Source organism: Cytobacillus oceanisediminis 2691 (assembly GCF_007678455.1).
In the GTDB taxonomy this organism is placed as follows: domain Bacteria; phylum Bacillota; class Bacilli; order Bacillales; family Cytobacillaceae; genus Mesobacillus; species Mesobacillus oceanisediminis_A.
The window spans coordinates 545156-565672 of the sequence record NZ_VEEP01000002.1 but is presented as its reverse complement, the minus strand read 5'-3'; the positions used below and the strand labels follow the sequence as shown (position 1 = coordinate 565672).

The window sequence follows — 20517 nt, the reverse complement described above, 5'->3', positions numbered from 1 at the left end:
GTTCTGGGAATGAGCTGAGTTGCGAATTCCCATGGTTATAATAAAGAAATATGTTTGCAGACCAAAAGAATTGACGGTAGTCAATAAAAATTTAACTAAATTAAATTACACTAACCTTAGCAGCTAAGGCAGCCTAAGCTTTTCTAGGATTCCCTAAGATTATTTTATCATCAATGAAATATTTTTCAAACACTTTGGTATTATTAAATTTAGAATCGATCTTTTTTTGTTTCCAATCATTATTGTAAACTAAGAAAATGTCGTTTAATTCCACATTATATTTTATTTCCTCGAGGAATTTTTTGTGAGCTTCATTAGTTTTATCTCTATAAAAATTTGATAAAGAAATATACTTAGCAAGTTGTCTTTTTGATCTGTCAAATGAGGGATTCTCAATCATCTGCATAGAAAAGCTTTCTTTAGCTAAAATCAGGTTTATTAATATAATAAATTCCTCAAATGTTATAACGAAATCTGCCTTAGTCTCTAATCCAATATTAAAATACCTATGTTTTTCTTCCTGTGCAAATTTCAGGCCTATAGTCTTATATGACTGTTCATTTATGGTGAAATTAAATTCCTCTCCAAAACCTTTATATAATTGGGAAAAAGATTCCATTAATACCTCAAATATTATGTTATCAAGTAGACTTATTTGGTGAATGATGTCAGCATCAGATAAATACAACTTGATTTTATCTACTTCTTCTATTAATAAGAATTTGGTTTTTTTTTGTTTCAAACATATAAAACTATTATTTGTATTACAGTCTTTTATATTAATATCCATGTAATGGTAATAATTTGTATGAAACAAATCACTATTTTTTACATTTTTATATATTTTATCTAAATCGTCAAGTAAGTTCATTTTTCTTACCCCAAGATTAAATTTTATTTTCACTATATAACGATAATCAAGTGATTAGTATAGTTTAATTCTGTATAACTAAGATTTTTAAATTATAACATAAAATTAACAATAATTGAGAAGAGTGTTAAGAATGAGATATAGGAAAAATCCGGAATCAGTATAGAGAATTCTTTTGAGTCTAATTCTCGGTTTGGGCTCTATTAATTTCTGTTTATTTAACGATGTTCTCGCTATTTGAATAATGTTAGAATCTAAATAACTATATTAAATTAAGTAAATGATTGGAGTGACCAACCAATGGACAAAATCCGCAATACCATACTAAACTTCAGAGACGAACGCAATTGGAAGCTATACCACAAAGAAAAAGACCTAGCAATTTCGATTTCTCTTGAAGCGAATGAGCTCCTAGAAAACTTCCAATGGAAAAGTAGCGAAGAGGCGGTAAGGGATTCTAAACAAAATATAAAAGAAGAAATGGCTGACATTTTGATTTATCTTGTGCAGTTGGCGGATAAATTGGATATTGATCTAGAAGAAGAAGTTTTGGAGAAGATGAAGAAGAATGCGCAAAAGTATCCCGTGCAGAAGGGGTAGTTGATCGTATATGAGGCTACAAGGGTGAGTTCTTTAAGAATGTTTTTGATGATGAGCTGATGATCAATTTTGTCAGCAATTATAACACAATATCGGCCGAATTAATGAGCGGGAGGTTAGGTCTTGGGACAACACTTACAGTATATGGATAGTGTTTTGAGTTATAGTGAGATTCCTATTGATGCTGGGGTGGCGATTGTATTTTTAAACTGCCTTACACCTAGAGGAGTGGGGACTTTCTATTTTCAAGCTGGTATCAGAATGTCAACAATCAATTGTCGTTGTTAAGTCGAAGCTATTAAAAAGATTGAAGGTAAAGAGGCGAATGTGGAGTTGGTCATTAAAAAGGGAGTACGTTAGACGACTCATCATATTACCAGACTTGATCATATGTTGCTTTGAAATTAAGAAGGAAGGCTCCTTTTTCTGGGAACCTTCCTTCTTTAACGTTAATCTTGATAATTAACTTTTCCCTTCCTTTTCTAACTCAAGAAGCCTTTCTCTTAGCTTTGGATCTGTAGCATAAATATATAAACCATGTATGCCGCGCTTCATAAGAATATTAATTGAATTCAGTACGATTTCTTCTTTTACTTTAAGGTTTTCCTCATCTGTTAAATCCTTTCTGGTACGAAAGGCCTCGATATCTTTATATTTTGCGGTATCAATCTTCAATCGATCGTTTTCCTCGTCATATCCAACAGATGGTCCTAAAACGACTCCTACATAGTTTAAATCAAATCCTTGAATTGTATAAATGGAGCCAACTTCTCTAATAGTATGGGCTTCTTCTGCCCAAGTTGTATTGTCTTTAGTAATATTCCAAGGCATATTTAATCCATCTTCATCAACATAATATATTTCTCCATCTTTTTTATGAAGATAATCAAATGTTGATACAATACGAGAGAGTCCGTGTTCCATATTTATATCCAGGATTGCCCGTTTAAATTCTTTATTGTTTTGAGCTATTTTAATTTTATATTTTTCGTCTTTATTAGGAATCGGTAATAACTCCTTTGAAACAAAATGATCAATCCAGTTTATGACTTCAGGGCCCGCATTTATTCTAAACTGGTTTGTCAATTTGAAGGTTTCTGCATTATACATTTGAGTGATTTCTTCTAACAAATTATTATTCCAATAACTCTTAATTTTCAACACTTGTTTAGGGTCGAAAATAACGACGGATATTTTACTCCGTTTAATAATTTCCTCCAGTTGGTTATCGTATCGGAAATTATTATATGAATCTTCTTTGCTTAGAAGAAGATGTGCCTCGTCAACCAAAACAATATCAGCACTACTGGATGTTTTATCCATGGTGTTAATGAACGGCGTTGGCTTTAAAAAGTTTTTCTTTTTTAAATTTGGTAAGCTAAACGCAATACTTTGGTATGTTTTGATCATTTCTGTATGGTTGACCAACAAGAAGTTATTAGTACCAACTAACTTGGAACTAGCATCATTAGAGTAATCTTGAATAGTGTTAAATAGTGAACTTAGCAGGACGCTTTTACCCGTTCCAGCATCTCCTTCAATTATTAAAACGTGATGGCCTGGCTGATCAATGTTCCTCTTGCAAAAATCAATAATCTTGTTCTTAATCTCAAGTTGTTGTTCGGAAAGAGCTTTGTATGGCGACAGCTTGAAAATGTCTTTATTCCTAAGGTGTTCGATTTTTTCAAATACTATTTTCTCATCTCGAAGTTTCTCCCAAACTTTTTGAAATAAGACTTCATTGTAGTATTCCTTTTGATAATAGTTATGCATTTGCGTTCTAACAGTTTGACTGACATTTTGTAATTTGTAGTGATTATCTGCAATAAAATAATTGATGAGATTAGTTTCAATATTATAAGTGGCAGATTGATTAAATTCTTCATGGCCTATTAGTATCGTGTTGTCAAACACTGAACGCTCTGGATTGCTTAAATGATCTTTCATTCGTCGGGATGCATGAACTGTTTGTCCTATATACGCGGTTGGACGCTTTTCATTATACAGAATATAAACTATTGGATAATTATTAAGATAAACAGATTTAATCTGATTAAGGTTATTATTGTTAAATTTTCTGTTTTCAAAAATGAGTTCATTCATACTTATTCTCCCAAAAAAACCATTTTTATAACATCATATCATAAAACAAAAAGGAAGCTTTATACAGATATAATTATTCAGGAGCAATATCTAAATACAAATTTTGGGTAAACCGGTATGTGAAAAAAGTGTTACTATAAGAAGGGGTTTACAAAATAAGTAAATGTTTAGGGGGCGTATTTATGTTTAAAAAGATTAAAGAACTTCTTAATCTTAAAGAAACAATAAGAGAAAAGGAATCCTATCTTGCAGAGATTGAAGAAAAGGTAAGGGACAGAGACTCCCTTTTTAACAATACAGTTTTAGAGGCTCAGCAATCCATTCAGGAAGAAGCAGCACAAATTATATCTACAGCAAAAGAAGAAGCAGATAACTATATTCAAAAAGCAGAGAAGGAAAATGCTGAACTTGCATTAAAAATAGCAAACCTTAGAAATGAAGCCGAGGAAGCAGAAAGTGTATTAGAGAAAAAACAAAAAGAGTATAAAAGAATAGAGAATGCAGCCAAAAAATTAAAGGCGGAAACTGGAGGAATTAAAAGGTTAATTGAAAATTTCCCTGATGCTGTCGATTATACAAAAATCGAAAGTGAGTTAGCAGTATTAGAAGCTTCTCTGGGCGAGGGGATATACGGTACTGTTGTTAAGCTGAACTTACACCATGATGATTCTAAAGCTTTAAAGAAGGAAATGAACGCCAACAATAAAGAAATAAAAAAATTAGTCGAGAGTTATGAATCTAGGTATAATACGAAGGCAAACAAGACTATTTATCACTTAATGGTTATTGGGTTACAAGCTGAACTTCAAAATATACTTTATACTCTAAGCTACACAAACCTGGATAAGGCAATGACCTCAGCTAAATCCCTGACACAAAAATACCTAACGATTGCCGGAAACGGAAATGCAAACATTTTGCCGACAATTACGCGCTTTATTCAAGAGTTAGAACCTTTGTTTGAAAATGCAATTCAAATAGAATACAAGTATTATATACAAAAGGAAAAAGAGAAAGAAGAACAAAGACAGATTCGTGAGCAAATGCGACAGGAAGCCGAGGAGCAGCGACTACTTGACCAGGAAAGAAAGAAGATTGAAAAAGAAGAAGAAAAGTATTTAAATGAGATTGAGAAAAACAAAGAAATGTTAAGCAAGGAAATTGACCTTGAAAAGATTGCTGCGCTGGAAGCACGTTTAAAAGAATTAAATGAAATGGTTGAAAAGCTTGAAGATGAAAAAGAAGAAATTGTAAAGAGAGCCAACGGTAAGGCTGGATATGTATATGTCATATCAAACCTTGGATCATTTGGTGAGAAAATGTTTAAAATTGGTATGACTAGAAGGTTGAATCCACTAGACCGTATTGATGAATTAGGAGATGCATCTGTTCCATTTAAGTTCGATATACACGCCATGGTCTTTAGTGAGAACGCTGTAGCATTAGAACAGAAAATGCATGAACTACTTGAAGAGAATCGAGTTAACAAAATCAATCTTCGAAAAGAGTTCTTCTATGCCGATGTGGCAAATTTGCAAGATTTGGTTCAGGAAATTGAACCAACAGCAGAATTCACTCTAACTATGAAGGCAGAAGAATATCGTCAGAGTTTGAGTCTTGAGGAAGATAAATTAGTTACATCAATATAAAAAAAGTGAATGGGATATCCATTCACTTTTTTTTATCATTTGACCGGAGTATTTAATTTATAAGTATCGTACAAAAGGGGATCTAATTTACTTGTCCAGCGTAATCCTGAGACTTCAGGAAGTAATATGTACATCTTGTATCTCAACCGGGATAGATGAAAGACTTTTGGAGTTGTAAGCAGGTTTATGTACATTGATTAGGAGCTTTTCAGCCAAATCTATTTCATAAGACCACTGTTCTTCATCTGGAGTCTTTTCACCAGCTAAACGACCAGCATATATTTTTAAATGGTTTGAATCGTTTGTGTCCCACCAATTTTCCTGAGAAATCCTATTGCCGATTGTTTGAAAATCTGCCTTTCCTATATATAGCAAAACATCTTTTCCGTAAACGATATGCTTCCCATAAATCTGATATATACCATAATCGTGTGAAATATCATTTAAGAGGTGTAGATCTTCTATTTTAAATGGTCCCTGCCAATCTATTTGTATTAAATTAACGGTTTTATTTTTCATATACGACCCTCTTTTATAAGTGATGATATTACTAAGGAAAATAAATCTCGTAGGAGTGTTACTTAAATTATATCAAATTGGAAAAAAAGAAAAAATCTTATAAAACTAAGATTAGTTCAACGACGTTAGTCGGGTAGCTTTCGAAATCAGCGCAGTTTCAGGAACGTTATTTTTAAGAGCTTTATGATATGCAGTTTTGTTGGAAAATGCTACAGGATTCTCTATTATTTCATAATTAATTCTGTAGTAAATAAAGGTATACTTAAAGATTATTCGTCAATTTTTTCCAAAATCTGATATAATATTTGACATAAAATATACGATTGGCAAGGGATTTTATTTTACTTTTAAAGAACCTTGGTATTTCAGGTTCTTTCGAAGCGTATTAATGAAACGGGATATTAGAACATGGCAATAAGAAAGAGGTTTTGAAATGAAAGAAGTATTAATCCACATGAGGGATAAGCTTAATGATATCAGCAGGCGTAACCGCTCGATTCGGCTGGTTAAGCTTTATAATAAATGGAGTTTTGACCTGACAGAGTTGGACGAATTGGACGGAGAGGCTGATAGTCAGTCGATTGTCTCGAAAATCATCAAGCAAAGCAAGGGTGAAATGGTTTTATTGCAGCCCTCGATAGATGAAGAGAAATCGATGGCTATTTCAAGAAAGCTGACGGAGCTCAGTAGAAACATTAGGGGAATGGAAGAGGAAACAGGGGTTCATGATTTTTATCTAGGTTTTCCGTTTTTGTCAGGTACTTTGGCAGATGGGACATTTTTTCAGGCTCCTTTGTTTTTATATCCCGTCAGGATTGAAAAGAACAATGTTAATTCTCAAAAATGGGTATTGAAGCGGGATGAAGGGGAACCGCAGATTAATCGTACTTTATTTTTGGCATTTAAGAAGCTGAATAACCTCATATTTACTGAAGATTTCTTTGAGGAAGCTGCAGAGGTGGCTAAGAACTATGACTATCAATCCTGGCTTACGTTCTTAAAAGAACGTGATATAAACATTCACTTTACCCAAAACGGCCTGACAAAGTTAAAGGAATATAAAAAAGTAGACGAACCTGAAGTGGCCAACCTGACGTTATTAGAAAATGCCGTGATTGGGAATTTCCCACAGGGCAGTTCTTCCCTGGTAAAAGATTATGATGCACTCATTGATATGTCGGAGAAAGGGACATTAGGATTAGCGGGCGAATTAATTTCACCTGATGACCTTGAATTCAATGAAGGAGCAGAAAATGTCGAGGATCCTTCAGAACGTGAGAATCCTGACATTCTCAACCTCCTGGAAGCGGACGGATCACAAGAGGAGATTCTCAAGGAAGCCCGCTATAAAAAAGGAATTGTTGTTCATGGGCCACCTGGTACCGGGAAGTCCCAAGTGATTGTCAACCTGATTACTGATGCCTTGAAGCAGGGGAAGAAAGTTCTCGTCGTCTGCCAAAAGCGTGCGGCTTTAGACGTGGTTTATCAGAGGCTAGATGGACTGGGGTTAAGCGGTCATATTGCCCTAGTGCATGACGAGAAGAATGATCGAAAGAAACTTTATAGTAAGATTTCCACCGTATTGGAACATAATCAGATCACATATGAGCAGGCGGTCCAGTTTTTAGCATCCGTCTCCAAAAAACTAGCTTCTCAAGAGGATTTGTTGAATAGTATTGCTAATTCGCTGTATGAGTATCAGGATTTTGGCTTCCGTTTGTACGATTTATACGGGAAAGCCAATCCAGTCGGGGAAACAACACAAATTGTTGACTTAACCGACGTATTGCCTTCGTTGAACCGGGATATTTTAGACGACGTTTCTGAGAAGGTGTTTACCTTTGCAGAATGGTATGAACGGTTTGGGGATGATTCCTACCAGTTAAAGAAGTGTAAATCCTTTGCGGAGCTAAGCATGAAAGACAAGTTGGAACTGATCGAGTTGATGGATCAATTAATCCTACGTGCGAGGAAATCGGTTGAGTATCTGGAATCGCTTGATCATGAGAAGATTACTCCTGCTTATACCTGGTTAGTGCAGAATAAGCTGGATAAAATATACCCGGATCTTGAGGAAGCCAACAAACGGACATTGCAAGGATTGAGGTTATGGTGGTGGACATCTTTTTCCGGTAAGTCAATAATCGAAGAACTGATTGAAGGCGAGAAATTTAAAGGTACTAGTTCTACGGAGTGGCTGAAAATCAAAAAGTCCCTGATGACGATGCACCAACTTGGTAAGGAAACGAAAACGATGGCGGATGAAATAGAGCGTCTAAAAAGGTACTTTGATCAGAGTTTAGTAGAAGATTTTAAGAATCGCATTTCTGAAGGAGATATTCCTTTAAACGAACTAGATAAAATGGTGGAATATATCCACAGCGACTTCGAGGATCTTCAGCAGATGGATAGTTATTGGGCACAATGCTCAGAAATTGAGAAAAAAGTGATTTTAAAGCTGCAGACAAAAAACAATAACACCGAGCTAGGGCTGCCTGACTATTGGGTGGACCTTTTCCGAAATTCAGCCTATGTGCATTGGATCGATCAAACCGAGCAAAAGTATCCTCAAGTGAAAAAGGTGTCGACAAATGAGTTTGCAAGAATCCGAGAGTCGTTTGCCAAGCTGGTAGATGAAAAGCGAAAAGCGGCTACACAGTTTTTAATCCATACTTTGACTTCCAATGTGAATATGACCCAACTGCGGAATGCAAAAAAAGTGAAGGATCTAAAACACCAAGTTGGCAAAAAGCGAATGATTTGGTCGCTGCGTAAACTGGTTAACGGATTTGCCAGTGATGGATTGGTGGATATTCTGCCTGTGTGGCTTGCATCGCCGGAGATTGTTTCCTCGATCTTCCCATTAGAAGAAGGACTATTTGATTTGGTGATTTTTGATGAAGCTTCCCAATGTACTGTGGAGAGCGGAATTCCGGCAGTTTACCGAGCCAAACAGCTCATTGTAGCAGGAGATGAAAAGCAACTTCCTCCATTTAATATGTTCCAATCCTCTATAGTGAATGATGATGACGAGGAAGAACAATATGATACAGATGAGTCTGTCAGCTTACTGAACTTGGCGAAAAGAAGGTTCCCGGAAAAGATTTTGCAATGGCATTACCGCTCAAAATATGAGGAATTAATCAATTTCTCTAATCATGCTTTCTACAATGGTCACGTCCAAATTGCTCCTAACGTAGTCCCATTCAAGAAACCGCCTGCGATGGAGTGGAAAAAAGTAGATGGTCGATGGATTAACCAGTGCAATGAGGTAGAAGCCATTGAAGTAGTTAAAACTCTGAAGGATATCTTTGAAAAGCGGCCGAACAAGACGGTCGGTATTATTACCTTCAATGCCAAACAGCAAACGAAAATCCTGGACTTAATTGAAAAAATGGCAGGAGAAGATGAAAAATTCAGTGCTGTTTATAACAAAATGATGTCCAGGGATCTGGATGAACGGGTGTTTGTGAAAAACATCGAGAATGTCCAGGGAGACGAGCGGGATATCATCTTATTTTCTATTGGTTATGCCAAAAATGAAGAAGGTAGGATTTACAACCGATTTGGAATGCTTAATCAAAAAGGTGGAGAGAACCGCTTGAATGTGGCGATCACTCGTGCCAAGGAAGAGATCATGGTTGTTTCAAGTGTCGAGCCAGAGGAGCTGAATGTAGCTGGTACTGCTGGTCTGGGACCGAAACTGTTAAAGTCCTATTTGAAATTCGTGAAAGCAGTTGCTGCTGCCCTGCCTGCACAAATCAATGCTGTCGTCCAAGAAATTAACGAAAATGTGAACACGCATGTACAGGAACAAGAATTACATTTCGACTCGCCATTCGAAGAGCAGGTGTATAAGCAGCTAAGAAACCTTGGCTACGAAGTCGTCACGCAAGTAGGGATGTCAGGATATCGAATTGATTTGGCCATCGTGGATCCGAATGATCATTCGAAATATATCCTGGGGATTGAGTGTGACGGTGCCATGTATCACAGCTCCGCCAATGCCAAAGAAAGAGACGTCTATCGCCAGCGCTTCCTTGAAAGCAGAGGCTGGACAATCGAACGGATCTGGAGCCGGAACTGGTGGAAGAATCCTACTACTGAAATTGAAAGAATTGATATGAAGGTTAAAAAGTTGTTGAAGAGTAATGAGGTTAGGGAGAAAGTAGTTAAATAAATTGAGGAGGCCTGGACCTTGGGTACGGGCCATTTTTATGACAATTTCTATAAGTTCTTATAGGAGTTGTGGGATTGGGACGGGAAGATAGATAGCAAGGGGTATGCTTTATTTATGTTAAATAATAGGAGGGGTATTGTTTCTTTTTGTCGAATAGGATTGACGAAAGGAGGAAGTAGATAACACCGAAACTACTAGGTAGTTGGCAACCTCACTGGGTGGAAGCTGGATCATCAAGGGAGGAGAGAGTAGAAGTTATATGATTTTTATAAGATGCAGACTGTATTATTATAATAATCAATAAAAAGGTTAAGGAGATTCACATGAGTGATTTAGTTGCTTTCTGTTTATACTTAATATTTATTGGAGTTTCAATTACACTATCTTATTTTATTCTGAATAAAATAATATTTCCCTTTTTAGAATGGATGGGAAATAAACTATCTTTATTCTTAATCAAAAAAGTTTCAAATTACCAAAAAGCTTTATTAGTTATTGAAGGTTTTTTTATAGTCCTTACCTTAATATATTTAGGAGCGATGGTTTATACCTTAGTAATAAAAAATAATATTTTAATAACTATAGCCATGTTGGTGTACTCTGTGATTATCGTGATAATTTCATCTTTTGTGACTGAATTAAAAAGTAAACTAAAAGAACCAAAATATAAGAGTCTTTTAAATGACCTTATCTATAAAATTAACAAAGAAAATTATTTTATTAATCGTATTACTCTTTTATTAGGAAAAACAGCTATTGGTTTTATGGTCCTTATTCTTGTGATATACATATTATTTATTGGTCTGATAACTTTTAAGGGGATGCCATATCAAGCAGGGTATTTAATTTTAATTTTTGTTCCAGTGGGTCTTGCTGCGTGGGTATATCTAATCTCATTTGATAAGACATCCCAAAACTTAAGAAGGATTCTTGCTTATTTCATTTTGCTAATCTTATCCTTTAACAAAAGTTATCAAGATTTCCAGGTATTATTAGAAATTGAAAATAAAAATGATGTTAATGATTATTTTATTTTCCTAATACTAACTATTTTTATTGCAATTGATAGATTGGCAAAAGGGATGGCCGATGATTACAAAGAATATAAAGAATCAAGAACAAAAATAGAATCCCATTAATTTAGAAACCAAAGAGACATAGGGACAGTTCTAGTGTCTCGGTCGAAAGTTGAGATAAAGTATTAAGTGGATACACAATCCGCTAAAATTCCAAGTTAGGAATTGCATCATTTAAGAGTCTAAATAAAATTTAGAAATCCAAAAAAACGATAAGCAGTTCAAGCTGTTTATCGTTTTTTTTTCATAAACCAGCCCACTTTGCTCTGAAAATTCCTATCTAACTGTTCACAAAACCGCCACAATCCTCCATCTCCCAACCTATCCTTTCTACCCTCTCATCCATATATAAAGGGTGAAAGGGTGGTGCATTAGCATGACAATTAAATCGGCGGTTATTGAGAGTTTTGCGGAGTATTCTCAGTTTGGTTCGTTGAAGGAGTTTAACAACCATTTTGAGATGTGGATGGCGGATAAGAAGCGTTTTTTCAGTAAGGGTGAGTTGATTGGCTTGAAGCGGCTGGCTCGTTTTGCTGCGAAGGTTCCTGGGGTGGCGAATGCCAAGATCGGAACGGTCCTTAAGGCGATTTATGAGGAGTATGGGGAGATGGGGATTTCCCGTTCTACTTTTAAAAGGATGATCCTGAAGGCTAGTGGAATTGGTATTTTCACTGTATATGAAACTGCGCGCAAGAATGGCTCACAGTCTAGCAACCTGTATGTATTCAATCGTTTCCCGATGAATGAACTACCGGCTGGCGATCAATTGAGCCTCCAATATAAAACTATCATTCCTTCTGAAACTAACATTAAAAAGAAAAATAAACGTGAAGAAAAGGCTGCTGAAGAAAAATCATCAGAAATCACAGGGGTAAAACCCATTGCTGAACAAGCACGAGAGGACCATCTATTTGTCAGTGATCGGGTTCCATGCGAATTCGTCAATCTTGTAAAATACTTTTACCCAGCCGCAAAGTCGATTGAGGAATTCTGGCGGATGAGCAAGGTCGCTGCATACCGTAACAACTTTGAAAAAGACACCGACCTCCTGTTATCAGTATCACTTGACTCCTTCAGGCAGCTCGTACGGAAGCTGAAATCAAAGGTGGAAGTGAAGAATCCGATTGCTTATTTTACCGGGATTTTGAATAAGAAGTTCCAGGAGCTTTATTTTGAGGAGCTATATGAGATGCAGGTTGGTTAAGGTCGCGATTACATAAATCCAATCAGTTACATTAATGGCAATGACGGGGAATTATTTTTTCCAAAGATAAAAAGGGTGGATTTTTCTAAAGTCACCTATATATAGATATAAATGTTTAAAACTCAATCATAAATGGATACACAAGGAATGGAGGGATGAAGATGAAAATACTTATTATTGGTGGAGATGCAGCGGGTATGAGTGCTGCGATGCAAATGGTGCGAAACAGCTCTGGACATGAGATCACTGTATTGGAAAAGGGAGGCGTGTATTCATACGGACAATGCGGTCTGCCTTATGTGATCAGTGGGAAGATTGAGTCCACAGATGAGTTAATCGCTCGCACTCCGTCTGCTTTTAAAGAGAAGTATGGCATTGATGCACGGGTATATCATGAAGTCCAGAAGGTAGACGTGGAAAATAAAATGGTAAGTGGAGTAAACCATAGTAATGGTGAAACGTTTAGCCTTCCATATGACCGCCTTCTGATTGCGACAGGTGTAAGCTCGGTTGTTCCAGAGTGGGAAGGTGTGACACTTCCAGGTATTTTCTCATTAAAAACCATCCCTGATGCCAAGGCAATAATGGATTATTTGGAAAGAGATATACATAATGTGACGGTGATTGGTGGCGGATACATTGGGCTTGAGATGGCCGAAAGTTTTGCGGAGCTCGGCAAGAAGGTAACGATCATTGAAAGAAATGAGCAATTGGCCAAAATATTTGATCCAGACATGGCGGAACTGATGCATGATGAAGCAGTAAAACAAAAAATTGTTTTGAAAATGGGTGAATCCGTGGAAGCATTCGGTGGAAGTGACCATGTGGAATCTGTGAAAACCGATAAAGGAGAGTATGAAACAGATTTGGTACTGGTCGCTGTAGGTGTGAAGCCTAATACTTCATTTTTAGAAGGGACGGGTATCAAAACCATCGAAAATGCCGCGATCCAGGTAAATGCCTATATGCAAACCAGTATCGAGGATATCTACGCGGCAGGAGATTGTGCCACACAATATCACCGGGTAAAAGAAAAGGATGATCATGTCCCATTGGGCACACATGCCAATAAGCAAGGGCAAATCGCCGGATTAAACATGGTTGATGTACATAAAACCTTTAAAGGAATAGTAGGCACATCCATTATTAAGTTTTTCGATCTAACCCTGGGGAGAACAGGGCTATCAGAAAAAGAGGCAAAAATGCTGAACATCCCCTATGGCTCTGTAACCATCACAGCAACTGATATCGCTGGGTATTATCCGGATGATAAAAAAATGAAATTGAAGCTTGTCTATCATAAAGAGACACACAAGGTTCTTGGCGGGCAAATTATTGGGGGAAATGGCGTCGATAAACGAATCGATGTCCTAGCGACGGCCATATTCCATTCTATGACGACCGAAGAGCTGCTTGATTTAGATTTGGCGTATGCTCCCCCGTATAATGGGGTGTGGGATCCTATTCAGCAGGCGGCTAGGAGAGTGGAGTAGGTGGGAATAATATGAATAAGTGGGGCAAGAGGAGGAACATTTTGTGCCCTTTTCTGGAAGTAAAAGGTACGTCCCTCTGCTTCTAGTGCTCCCGTCCCCGTGCTCCGCTTATTTCCTTTTACGACAATGTCAATACTTCATATTGTGAGGCTAGCTTAATGAAGTCCGCCATTCCGCTGATTTTGCCGGCTGCGAGTTTGTCGTTTAGTTCATAATGGTCTACACATGTTTTACAGGCGAGTACGTCTAAACCCTTTTCTTCCAGTTCTTTTAAGTGGAGAGAAACGAATGAGCTTTCCGTTAGAGCGAATACACCTCTGTTCATGCAGAATACAGCGACAGGCAGTTCCCCCTGTTGCTTTAGGAGCGTGAAAAAAGTTTCTAAAAGTCCTTCACCTAAAGTTGGCTCACCTTTTCCAAGCTGGTCGGATGATAACAAGATTACTTTGTTTTTCATTTTTTAGTCCTCCAATGAAATATGATTAATAGGGTTTATCCTGATAAAAATAATTTGGCTTCATGATTTCGTTTTCATATGATTTATGGAAAATATGTGTCGTAGCAGGAGATACTGGGGGAATAAGCCATGTCCAGTCCCCTGTCAATTTCCTTCCAGCTCCCTTTTCCTTCTCTTCAAAAACTTTGAATTGCATTCCAGCAGTATGGTGATCGACAATTGCCACTCTGTCTTCATTAAAGGAATAGAGAACACTACTATTAAGTTCAATAAGGGCGCGATCTTTCCATAAGGAAGCATTCTTCTTCATATTTAATCCCATATGATCTGCGATTCTTGGCAATAGATTGTAGCGGTTTTCATCTGCCAAATTTCGTGCCCCTATTTCTGTTCCCATATACCAGCCGTTGAATGGAGCAGCTGAATATTCTATTCCGCCAATTTCCAGCTTCATATCGGATATGAACGGAACGGCATACCATTTTAATCCTAATTCCTCGAACCATTCAAATTCCTCATGGCGCAACGGGACCTCAAGCACTAGGCTTTCGGGTATGGGGTAGTATTTTGGCGGATTGCCTTCGACTTGAATAACCAGGGGCAGGATGTCAAAATCTGTTTCAGCCCCTGCCCAGCCAAGTTGTTCACACACTTTTGTAAAATCAATAGAGCTTGAATCACCGATGATGCCAGTCTCCGTTTCATAACCAGCATACCGCACGAGCTGATGGTTCCAGATCCGGACAAAATCCTTTTCGTTCTTTTTTTGCTTAAAAATGGTGATTGCCGGTCTAATCCGCCCCTGATTCGTTGCAAATTCTATATGATGGAACAGGGCATCCTTTATTTGTTCTTCTTGTTGCAGACCTCGAGCATCAAACACCGTCAAGCTGTCCCAAAAAAGACGGCCGATGCAGCGGTTGCTATTCCTCCATGCCATTTTCGCGCCATGTTCAAGTTCCTCGAAAGTATGTTCATAAGTTCCGGTTTGAAAAATCTCCTGCTTAATTAAATGAATTCTCGTTTCGGCTTCCTTTTCCGATTTTTGCAGTTCTACATAACAGTTCCGTATAAATCTTTCTGCTTCAATGACCAACTGATTACCCAAGGCTGAACCTCCTGTTACTGATCTCGTCATTATTTTAGCATGAAGGCCGCATTATTAATAAATCGAAGTGGGATATGGGGATCTCATGTCCCCTGTATGCAGGGAATAAAAAAAGAAGCAAAGGATGCAGTTTAAGCGCCCTTTGCTTCTTCTTTGTATCCTTAAGTATCAAGTCCTGGAACCTTGTACGCTTCTTCTTTGTTTGTTTCTGAGGCTTGTGTGGTTTTTTCTGCTGGTATGATCAAATTCAGCAGCACGGCTGCCAGGGCACCGACAGTAATTCCGGAAGCTAAGATATAGTTAGCCCAGTCTGGCATGCTGTATAGGACTTCTTTTGGCAAAAGGGTTGCCCCAATGGTCAACAGGATTGGAAGGCCGATGACCATCATGTTGCGGTCGTCAATATTGAGCGGCTGAATCACTTTCATGCCGTTTGTCACGATCGCCACACAGACGATGCCGAAAATTCCGTTGATAACAGGCTCAGGTATGCATGTGATAGCAGTGGAAAGCTTAGGGATAAGCCCCAAACCTATAAGGATGACACCGCTCGCCATAATGGCCAATCTGCTGGCTACACCTGTGATTGCAAGCAATCCTGCATTAGAGGAGTAGCCTGTCATAGGCGTGCTTCCGAACAGTGCACCGACGAAGCATCCAAGCCCTTCACCGACAGAAGCACGGTTCAGTCGCCTTTCATCAAGCTCTTTTCCTGTAACAGTGGAAACGACGAACCATGTTCCTGTTGTTTCAATCAGGATAATTAGGTATACGAATACAATGGTAATGATGGCACTTACATCAAAAATAGGTTTCCCGAATGGAAATAATGTTGGCAAGGAGAACCAGCTTGCACTTTTAACCGGCGAGAAGTCAACTCCGCCAAACAAGCTTGCGGCAACTGTTCCGGCAATAATCGCAATAATGACGGAAACGAGACGGAAAAATGTTCCTAGCCCATGTCTTTTGCGGCCCAGCAGCATACAAATGACCAGGACTCCTGCAGAGATTGCAGCAACAAGAATGTTTTCGCCAATATTGCCTGATGAATGATAAATATTATTGAGGCCGATTGGCATTAACGCAATCCCGACAATGATGATCACTGTTCCGCCTACAAGTGGAGGGATGATCTTCCGGACTGCTTTGGCGAACCATTTTAATGGGTAGCCAAGAAGAGCAATGATAATCGCACCCGGTATCAAACTTCCGGCTATGGCGCCGAGGCCCAGCTTTCCTCCAATGGCCGCGATGGCTCCGATTGGCACATAAGATGGCCCTTGTACGACAGGTAGTTTAATTCCCGCGCCAGTTTGGATCAGTGTAGCAATTCCAGTGGCTAAAAAGCACATCTGAATGAAAAATGACGTGTTTTCGGTGCTCAATGCTAAAAGGCCTGCAATAATGATCGGTGCTATGTATAAATCCATTGCCAGCACATGCTGTAAGCCCAATACAAATGCTTTGCTGTAGCTGATTTTATCATCGACACCAATGATAATGTTATGATCCTGTTTCTTGTCCAATCAAGTCTGCCTCCCTTTAAATGATTCGTGTTTTGTTATCTTTTTAACTGGATTATATAGAAATGAATGAAGTTTGTATATAAAAAACGAATAATTTTATTTTATTATATTTTATTGTTCGTATTTTGGTTGACCGGCAAATGAATTTCCATTACAATAAAGTCATAAAAACGGATGTGGGGGAGAAGGAAATGCAGCAAGATCATGTATTGCGGGCAGACTGGATTGTTGCCTGCAGAGCTGAAGACCTAAAGGAAAAGCCTGTACAGGTCATCATTATGGGAGAACGGTTAGCGATTTTCAGAAATAGTGAAGGTGTACATGCATTCAAGGATTTATGCATACATAGGGGAGCTGCCTTGTCTTTGGGAGAAGTGAAAAATGATTGCCTTGTTTGCCCATACCATGCCTGGGAATATAACCAGGATGGAGAATGTGTGAACATCCCGCAGCTTCCTGAAGGACGTGCGATTCCTAAGAAGGCAAAAACCATTTCCTATTCATGCATCGAGAAGTATGGATTTATTTGGGTGAATCTAGCCAATAATCAGCCAGAGCTTTTCTTATATGAGGAAATGGAAGAGGACAGCTGGCATAATGTGATCTGGGGACCGCAATCCGTTGAGGCAAAGCCACCTCGTATCATCGAAAATTTCCTGGATGTAGGCCATCTGGCGGTGGTCCATGAGGGCTTTTTAGGAACCGATAGCCATCGAATCATAGAAGATTATGCCGTGAATCGGACCGATAACCGAATTTTTTCAGACGAAATACCAATCTATCAGCCAGATCCTGATGGATCAGGAAAACCGAAATATGTTTATTACACTTATGAAATTGTTCGTCCTTTGACGGTTAAATTCACAAAAAGAGATCGTGAAAATAACACGGAAATGACCATCCTTTTAACAGTGCGTCCTGAAAGTGAAAACACATCAGTGGCCTACGGAATTCTCTCCTTTAACTATGAGACAGGCCTTTCTGATACCGAAATCGTCGAATTTCAAAATGAGATTTTCGCACAAGACAAACCGGTAGTTGAAAACCAAAAGCCTGAGGAGCTGCCGCTTGATCTGCAAGTCGAGCTTTCACTAGTCTGTGACCGGATGAGCATTGCATACAGACAGTATTTAAAAGAGCTTGGAGTCAGTCTGGGTACGGCGTAAAAGTATTATACAAATGGGAGCATGGGAACGTACCCTGTGCTCTCTTTTCATTTTAAAGTGTAGAGAAGACCAGGGAGGAGAATCTTCGGTTCATAATAAGTGTACGTTCTAAAAAGGGAGAGGATAGGAAGGTTCTTGTGTCTTGAATAATGAGGAAAAATGTTTAGAACTGTACCTGTGTCCAGTTTTTTTAGGAGCAAAGATACGTCCCGTCGCTCATCGTACTGTGAAAATGGAGATTTACACTTCTGAGATTCGTATGGCTGCCCATTGGCCTAATTAAGAAAGTCCATACTTCTTTATGAAGTATGGACTCCTCGGGTATTCAGCTTCTATATTTAGATCAACAGAACAATGAAAGTTGTTATCAAATTTTAAACTGTTTGATCAATGCGGCTAATTCGGCACTGGACTCATTAAGCTCTATGGCAGATTGGGTGACTGAACCTAACGCACGTACCTGTTCATCAGTGGATGCACTAACCTGTTCAGATGAAGCTGCTGATTGTTCCGCAACGGAGGCGATGCTTTGAATGGATGCCACTACATCGTCTTTTAGCTCATTGATATTCGCTACATCCGCCTTTATTGTATCAATGGATTGAACAATATGATGAATGGTCTCAGAGATTTCGTTAAAAGCAATTTCTGTATGGCTGACTGCTTCGTTTTGCAAATGGGAAATTTTAAGCGTTTGTTCCATTTCCTTCACGACGATATTGGTTTCGTTTTCGATGGAGGAAATGGTGATTTTAACTTGTTGTGCCGCTTTTGCCGACTGCTCCGCCAGTTTTCGGACTTCCTCTGCCACAACGGCAAAGCCTCTTCCGCTGTCGCCAGCCCTTGCTGCTTCAATACTTGCATTTAAAGCAAGCAGATTTGTTTGTTCGGAAATTTCCGTTATGGAATGGATAACCTGCTCTATTTCTTGAACTTTTGAAGCCAGCTTGTTAATGACATTGCCTACATTCTTAATGACTTCATCACTTTCTCCGGTACTATGCCTAAGGGACTTCATTTGTTCAAGTCCTTGATGATTTGTTTTCTCCGCTTGTTTTGATAGGCCTGTCATCTGATCCATGCTCTCCTGGACTTTTTCAATTTGCAGAGACAGGCTTACAGTACGATGATTTGCTTCATCAGAATCCTGGGCTTGCTGTGTAGCTCCTGCAGCCACCTCACCAATCGCTTTGGCCACTTCCTCACTTGCAGCGATGGTTTCTTCAGCCACAGCCGTTAAACTCGAAGCAGAATCATTTACGCTTTCAACTGAATGTTCTACAGATGAAATGAGTGTACGCATATTCTTGACCATCACATTGAAATGTTCGGTAAGCTGTCCGGTTTCATCCTTAGAATTTGCCACTACATTGACGGTTAGGTCGCCTTGAGCAACCTTTTGGACCCGGCTATTCAACAGCGTGATTGGATTGGCGATACTTCTTGCCAGGAAATAAGTAATGGCAAGACTGGCGAGAACGGTCAATGAAGCGATGATTAGAATTAAATTTCTTAGCTTTTGTGCACTTGCCAATAATTCGTTTGTTTCATACACCATTCCAATTTTCCAGTTTGTCTGGTCTAACGTTTGGTAAAATAGCTGGTTTTCTGTTTTACCTTCGTCAAATAATGTAAAACCAGCGTCCTTTTCTTTCAATACAGAGAAATATGGTTTCTTACTCAAATCCTTGCCCTGTGCTTTTGGATGGACGAGTGCCATTCCATTGCTATCCAAAAGCAAGGAGTAGCCTTTATATCCTACTGCGGTCTTATTAATCATTTCTGACAAACCTGATAAGCTTAAATCTAATCCTACAACACCCAGGACTTGCTTCGATGCTGGATCTAAAACGGGTTTAACAACCGTAACCACATATTCACCCGAACTGGCATCAAGGTATGGTTCTGTCCAAAGTGCTTTATCCGGTGATTTAAGAGCAGCTGTATACCATGGCCGTCCAGTCGGATCAAAGTCCGCCGGCAAATCAATCACTGGGGTCGTTTTAAATTGTTTTGTTTCAGCCCCAACGTAAATAACAGCTACGTTTTGATTAAGTCCCATAAAATTCTCAAAATCACTGCTCACAATAGGCCAATATGTTTCAATGCCTGTTTTTTCGTTCTGCTTCACTTCTTTTAAATATTCAACTATCCGGTTATCTTTGCTATAGCGGTCAACCGTACTGCCATAAAAATTAAGATAAAGATCGATATTACTTTTTAAATCGTCGATTTGAGATTTGGAGCTTGTATTTACATTAGATAGAATTTCTCTTTTCGTTTGAAAATACGTGAGTGCCGAGACTCCTATCAGCGTGACTGCAATAAGCACACTCATTGTAAGCATAATCTTCGTTTGAATTTTCTTAAACATTCTTTTGTCCCCCTAGTCCCTTTTCAAAAACAATTTCTTGTTTATTTATCGGAACAAAAGAAAGAGAATTTATAATTTTACTACTTGTAAAATAATACAGTAGTTTCCCACTTATACTCTAATTATTAATTTTCTATTTTTCTGTTCATGTTCAAATTACTATAAAGCCCGATTATCTAAAAATGCCTTCC

The 20517-nt window shown here is 38.4% G+C and carries 14 protein-coding genes; 7 read left to right on the top strand and 7 right to left on the bottom strand.

What is annotated here, in order from left to right:
* Positions 1–133: 133 nt before the first annotated feature.
* Positions 134–871, bottom strand: coding sequence for a hypothetical protein (locus FS736_RS06185; protein WP_144475472.1), 738 nt, complete (start codon positions 869–871; stop codon positions 134–136).
* A 300-nt stretch (positions 872–1171) separates the two neighbouring features.
* Between FS736_RS06185 and FS736_RS06180 the strand changes: the two genes are divergently transcribed.
* Positions 1172–1471 (top strand): nucleotide pyrophosphohydrolase, encoded by a 300-nt coding sequence (locus tag FS736_RS06180; protein ID WP_144475471.1) that lies wholly within the window; start codon positions 1172–1174, stop codon positions 1469–1471.
* A 462-nt stretch (positions 1472–1933) separates the two neighbouring features.
* On the opposite strand, the gene FS736_RS06175 is transcribed toward FS736_RS06180, so the two are convergent.
* Positions 1934–3574 (bottom strand): DUF2075 domain-containing protein, encoded by a 1641-nt coding sequence (locus FS736_RS06175; protein WP_144475470.1) that lies wholly within the window; start codon positions 3572–3574, stop codon positions 1934–1936.
* Between the two features lie 182 nt (positions 3575–3756).
* Between FS736_RS06175 and FS736_RS06170 the strand changes: the two genes are divergently transcribed.
* Entirely contained in the window at positions 3757–5223 is a 1467-nt protein-coding gene (locus tag FS736_RS06170) for a GIY-YIG nuclease family protein (protein ID WP_144475469.1), read from the top strand.
* A gap of 114 nt (positions 5224–5337) precedes the next feature.
* On the opposite strand, the gene FS736_RS06165 is transcribed toward FS736_RS06170, so the two are convergent.
* Positions 5338–5742: a hypothetical protein gene (locus FS736_RS06165; RefSeq protein WP_260983535.1), complete on the bottom strand. Its 405-nt coding sequence runs from the start codon at positions 5740–5742 to the stop codon at positions 5338–5340.
* A 433-nt stretch (positions 5743–6175) separates the two neighbouring features.
* On the opposite strand from FS736_RS06165, the gene FS736_RS06160 reads away from it, so the two are divergent.
* The 4 genes from FS736_RS06160 to FS736_RS06145 all read left to right on the top strand — a co-directional run bounded on the left by FS736_RS06160 (position 6176) and on the right by FS736_RS06145 (position 13695).
* A complete protein-coding gene (locus FS736_RS06160) occupies positions 6176–9922 on the top strand; it encodes an AAA domain-containing protein (protein ID WP_144475468.1) in 3747 nt (1248 codons plus the stop codon).
* Positions 9923–10245: 323 nt separating this feature from the next.
* A complete protein-coding gene (locus FS736_RS06155; RefSeq protein WP_144475467.1) occupies positions 10246–11061 on the top strand; it encodes a hypothetical protein in 816 nt (271 codons plus the stop codon).
* A gap of 313 nt (positions 11062–11374) precedes the next feature.
* Positions 11375–12202, top strand: coding sequence for a hypothetical protein (locus tag FS736_RS06150; RefSeq protein ID WP_144475466.1), 828 nt, complete (start codon positions 11375–11377; stop codon positions 12200–12202).
* Positions 12203–12363: 161 nt separating this feature from the next.
* Entirely contained in the window at positions 12364–13695 is a 1332-nt protein-coding gene (locus FS736_RS06145) for a CoA-disulfide reductase (protein WP_144475465.1), read from the top strand.
* A 118-nt stretch (positions 13696–13813) separates the two neighbouring features.
* Here FS736_RS06145 and FS736_RS06140 read toward each other — a convergent pair whose 3' ends face one another.
* From FS736_RS06140 to FS736_RS06130, 3 genes are all read right to left on the bottom strand, one after another.
* On the bottom strand, positions 13814–14152 hold the full coding sequence (locus FS736_RS06140; RefSeq protein ID WP_144475464.1) for a DsrE family protein: 339 nt from the start codon (positions 14150–14152) through the stop codon (positions 13814–13816).
* A gap of 25 nt (positions 14153–14177) precedes the next feature.
* Positions 14178–15290 carry a nitric oxide synthase oxygenase gene (locus FS736_RS06135; RefSeq protein ID WP_144475463.1) on the bottom strand — a complete coding sequence of 371 codons (1113 nt, stop codon included), beginning with the start codon at positions 15288–15290 and terminating at the stop codon, positions 14178–14180.
* A 131-nt stretch (positions 15291–15421) separates the two neighbouring features.
* Positions 15422–16786: a uracil-xanthine permease family protein gene (locus tag FS736_RS06130; RefSeq protein ID WP_144475462.1), complete on the bottom strand. Its 1365-nt coding sequence runs from the start codon at positions 16784–16786 to the stop codon at positions 15422–15424.
* A gap of 191 nt (positions 16787–16977) precedes the next feature.
* Here FS736_RS06130 and FS736_RS06125 point away from each other — a divergent pair, with 191 nt between their 5' ends.
* Positions 16978–17952 (top strand): aromatic ring-hydroxylating dioxygenase subunit alpha, encoded by a 975-nt coding sequence (locus FS736_RS06125; protein ID WP_144475461.1) that lies wholly within the window; start codon positions 16978–16980, stop codon positions 17950–17952.
* A 367-nt stretch (positions 17953–18319) separates the two neighbouring features.
* Here the strand turns inward: FS736_RS06125 and FS736_RS06120 are convergent, their stop codons facing one another.
* Positions 18320–20326, bottom strand: coding sequence for a methyl-accepting chemotaxis protein (locus tag FS736_RS06120; RefSeq protein WP_144475460.1), 2007 nt, complete (start codon positions 20324–20326; stop codon positions 18320–18322).
* Between the last annotated feature and the right edge of the window lie 191 nt (positions 20327–20517).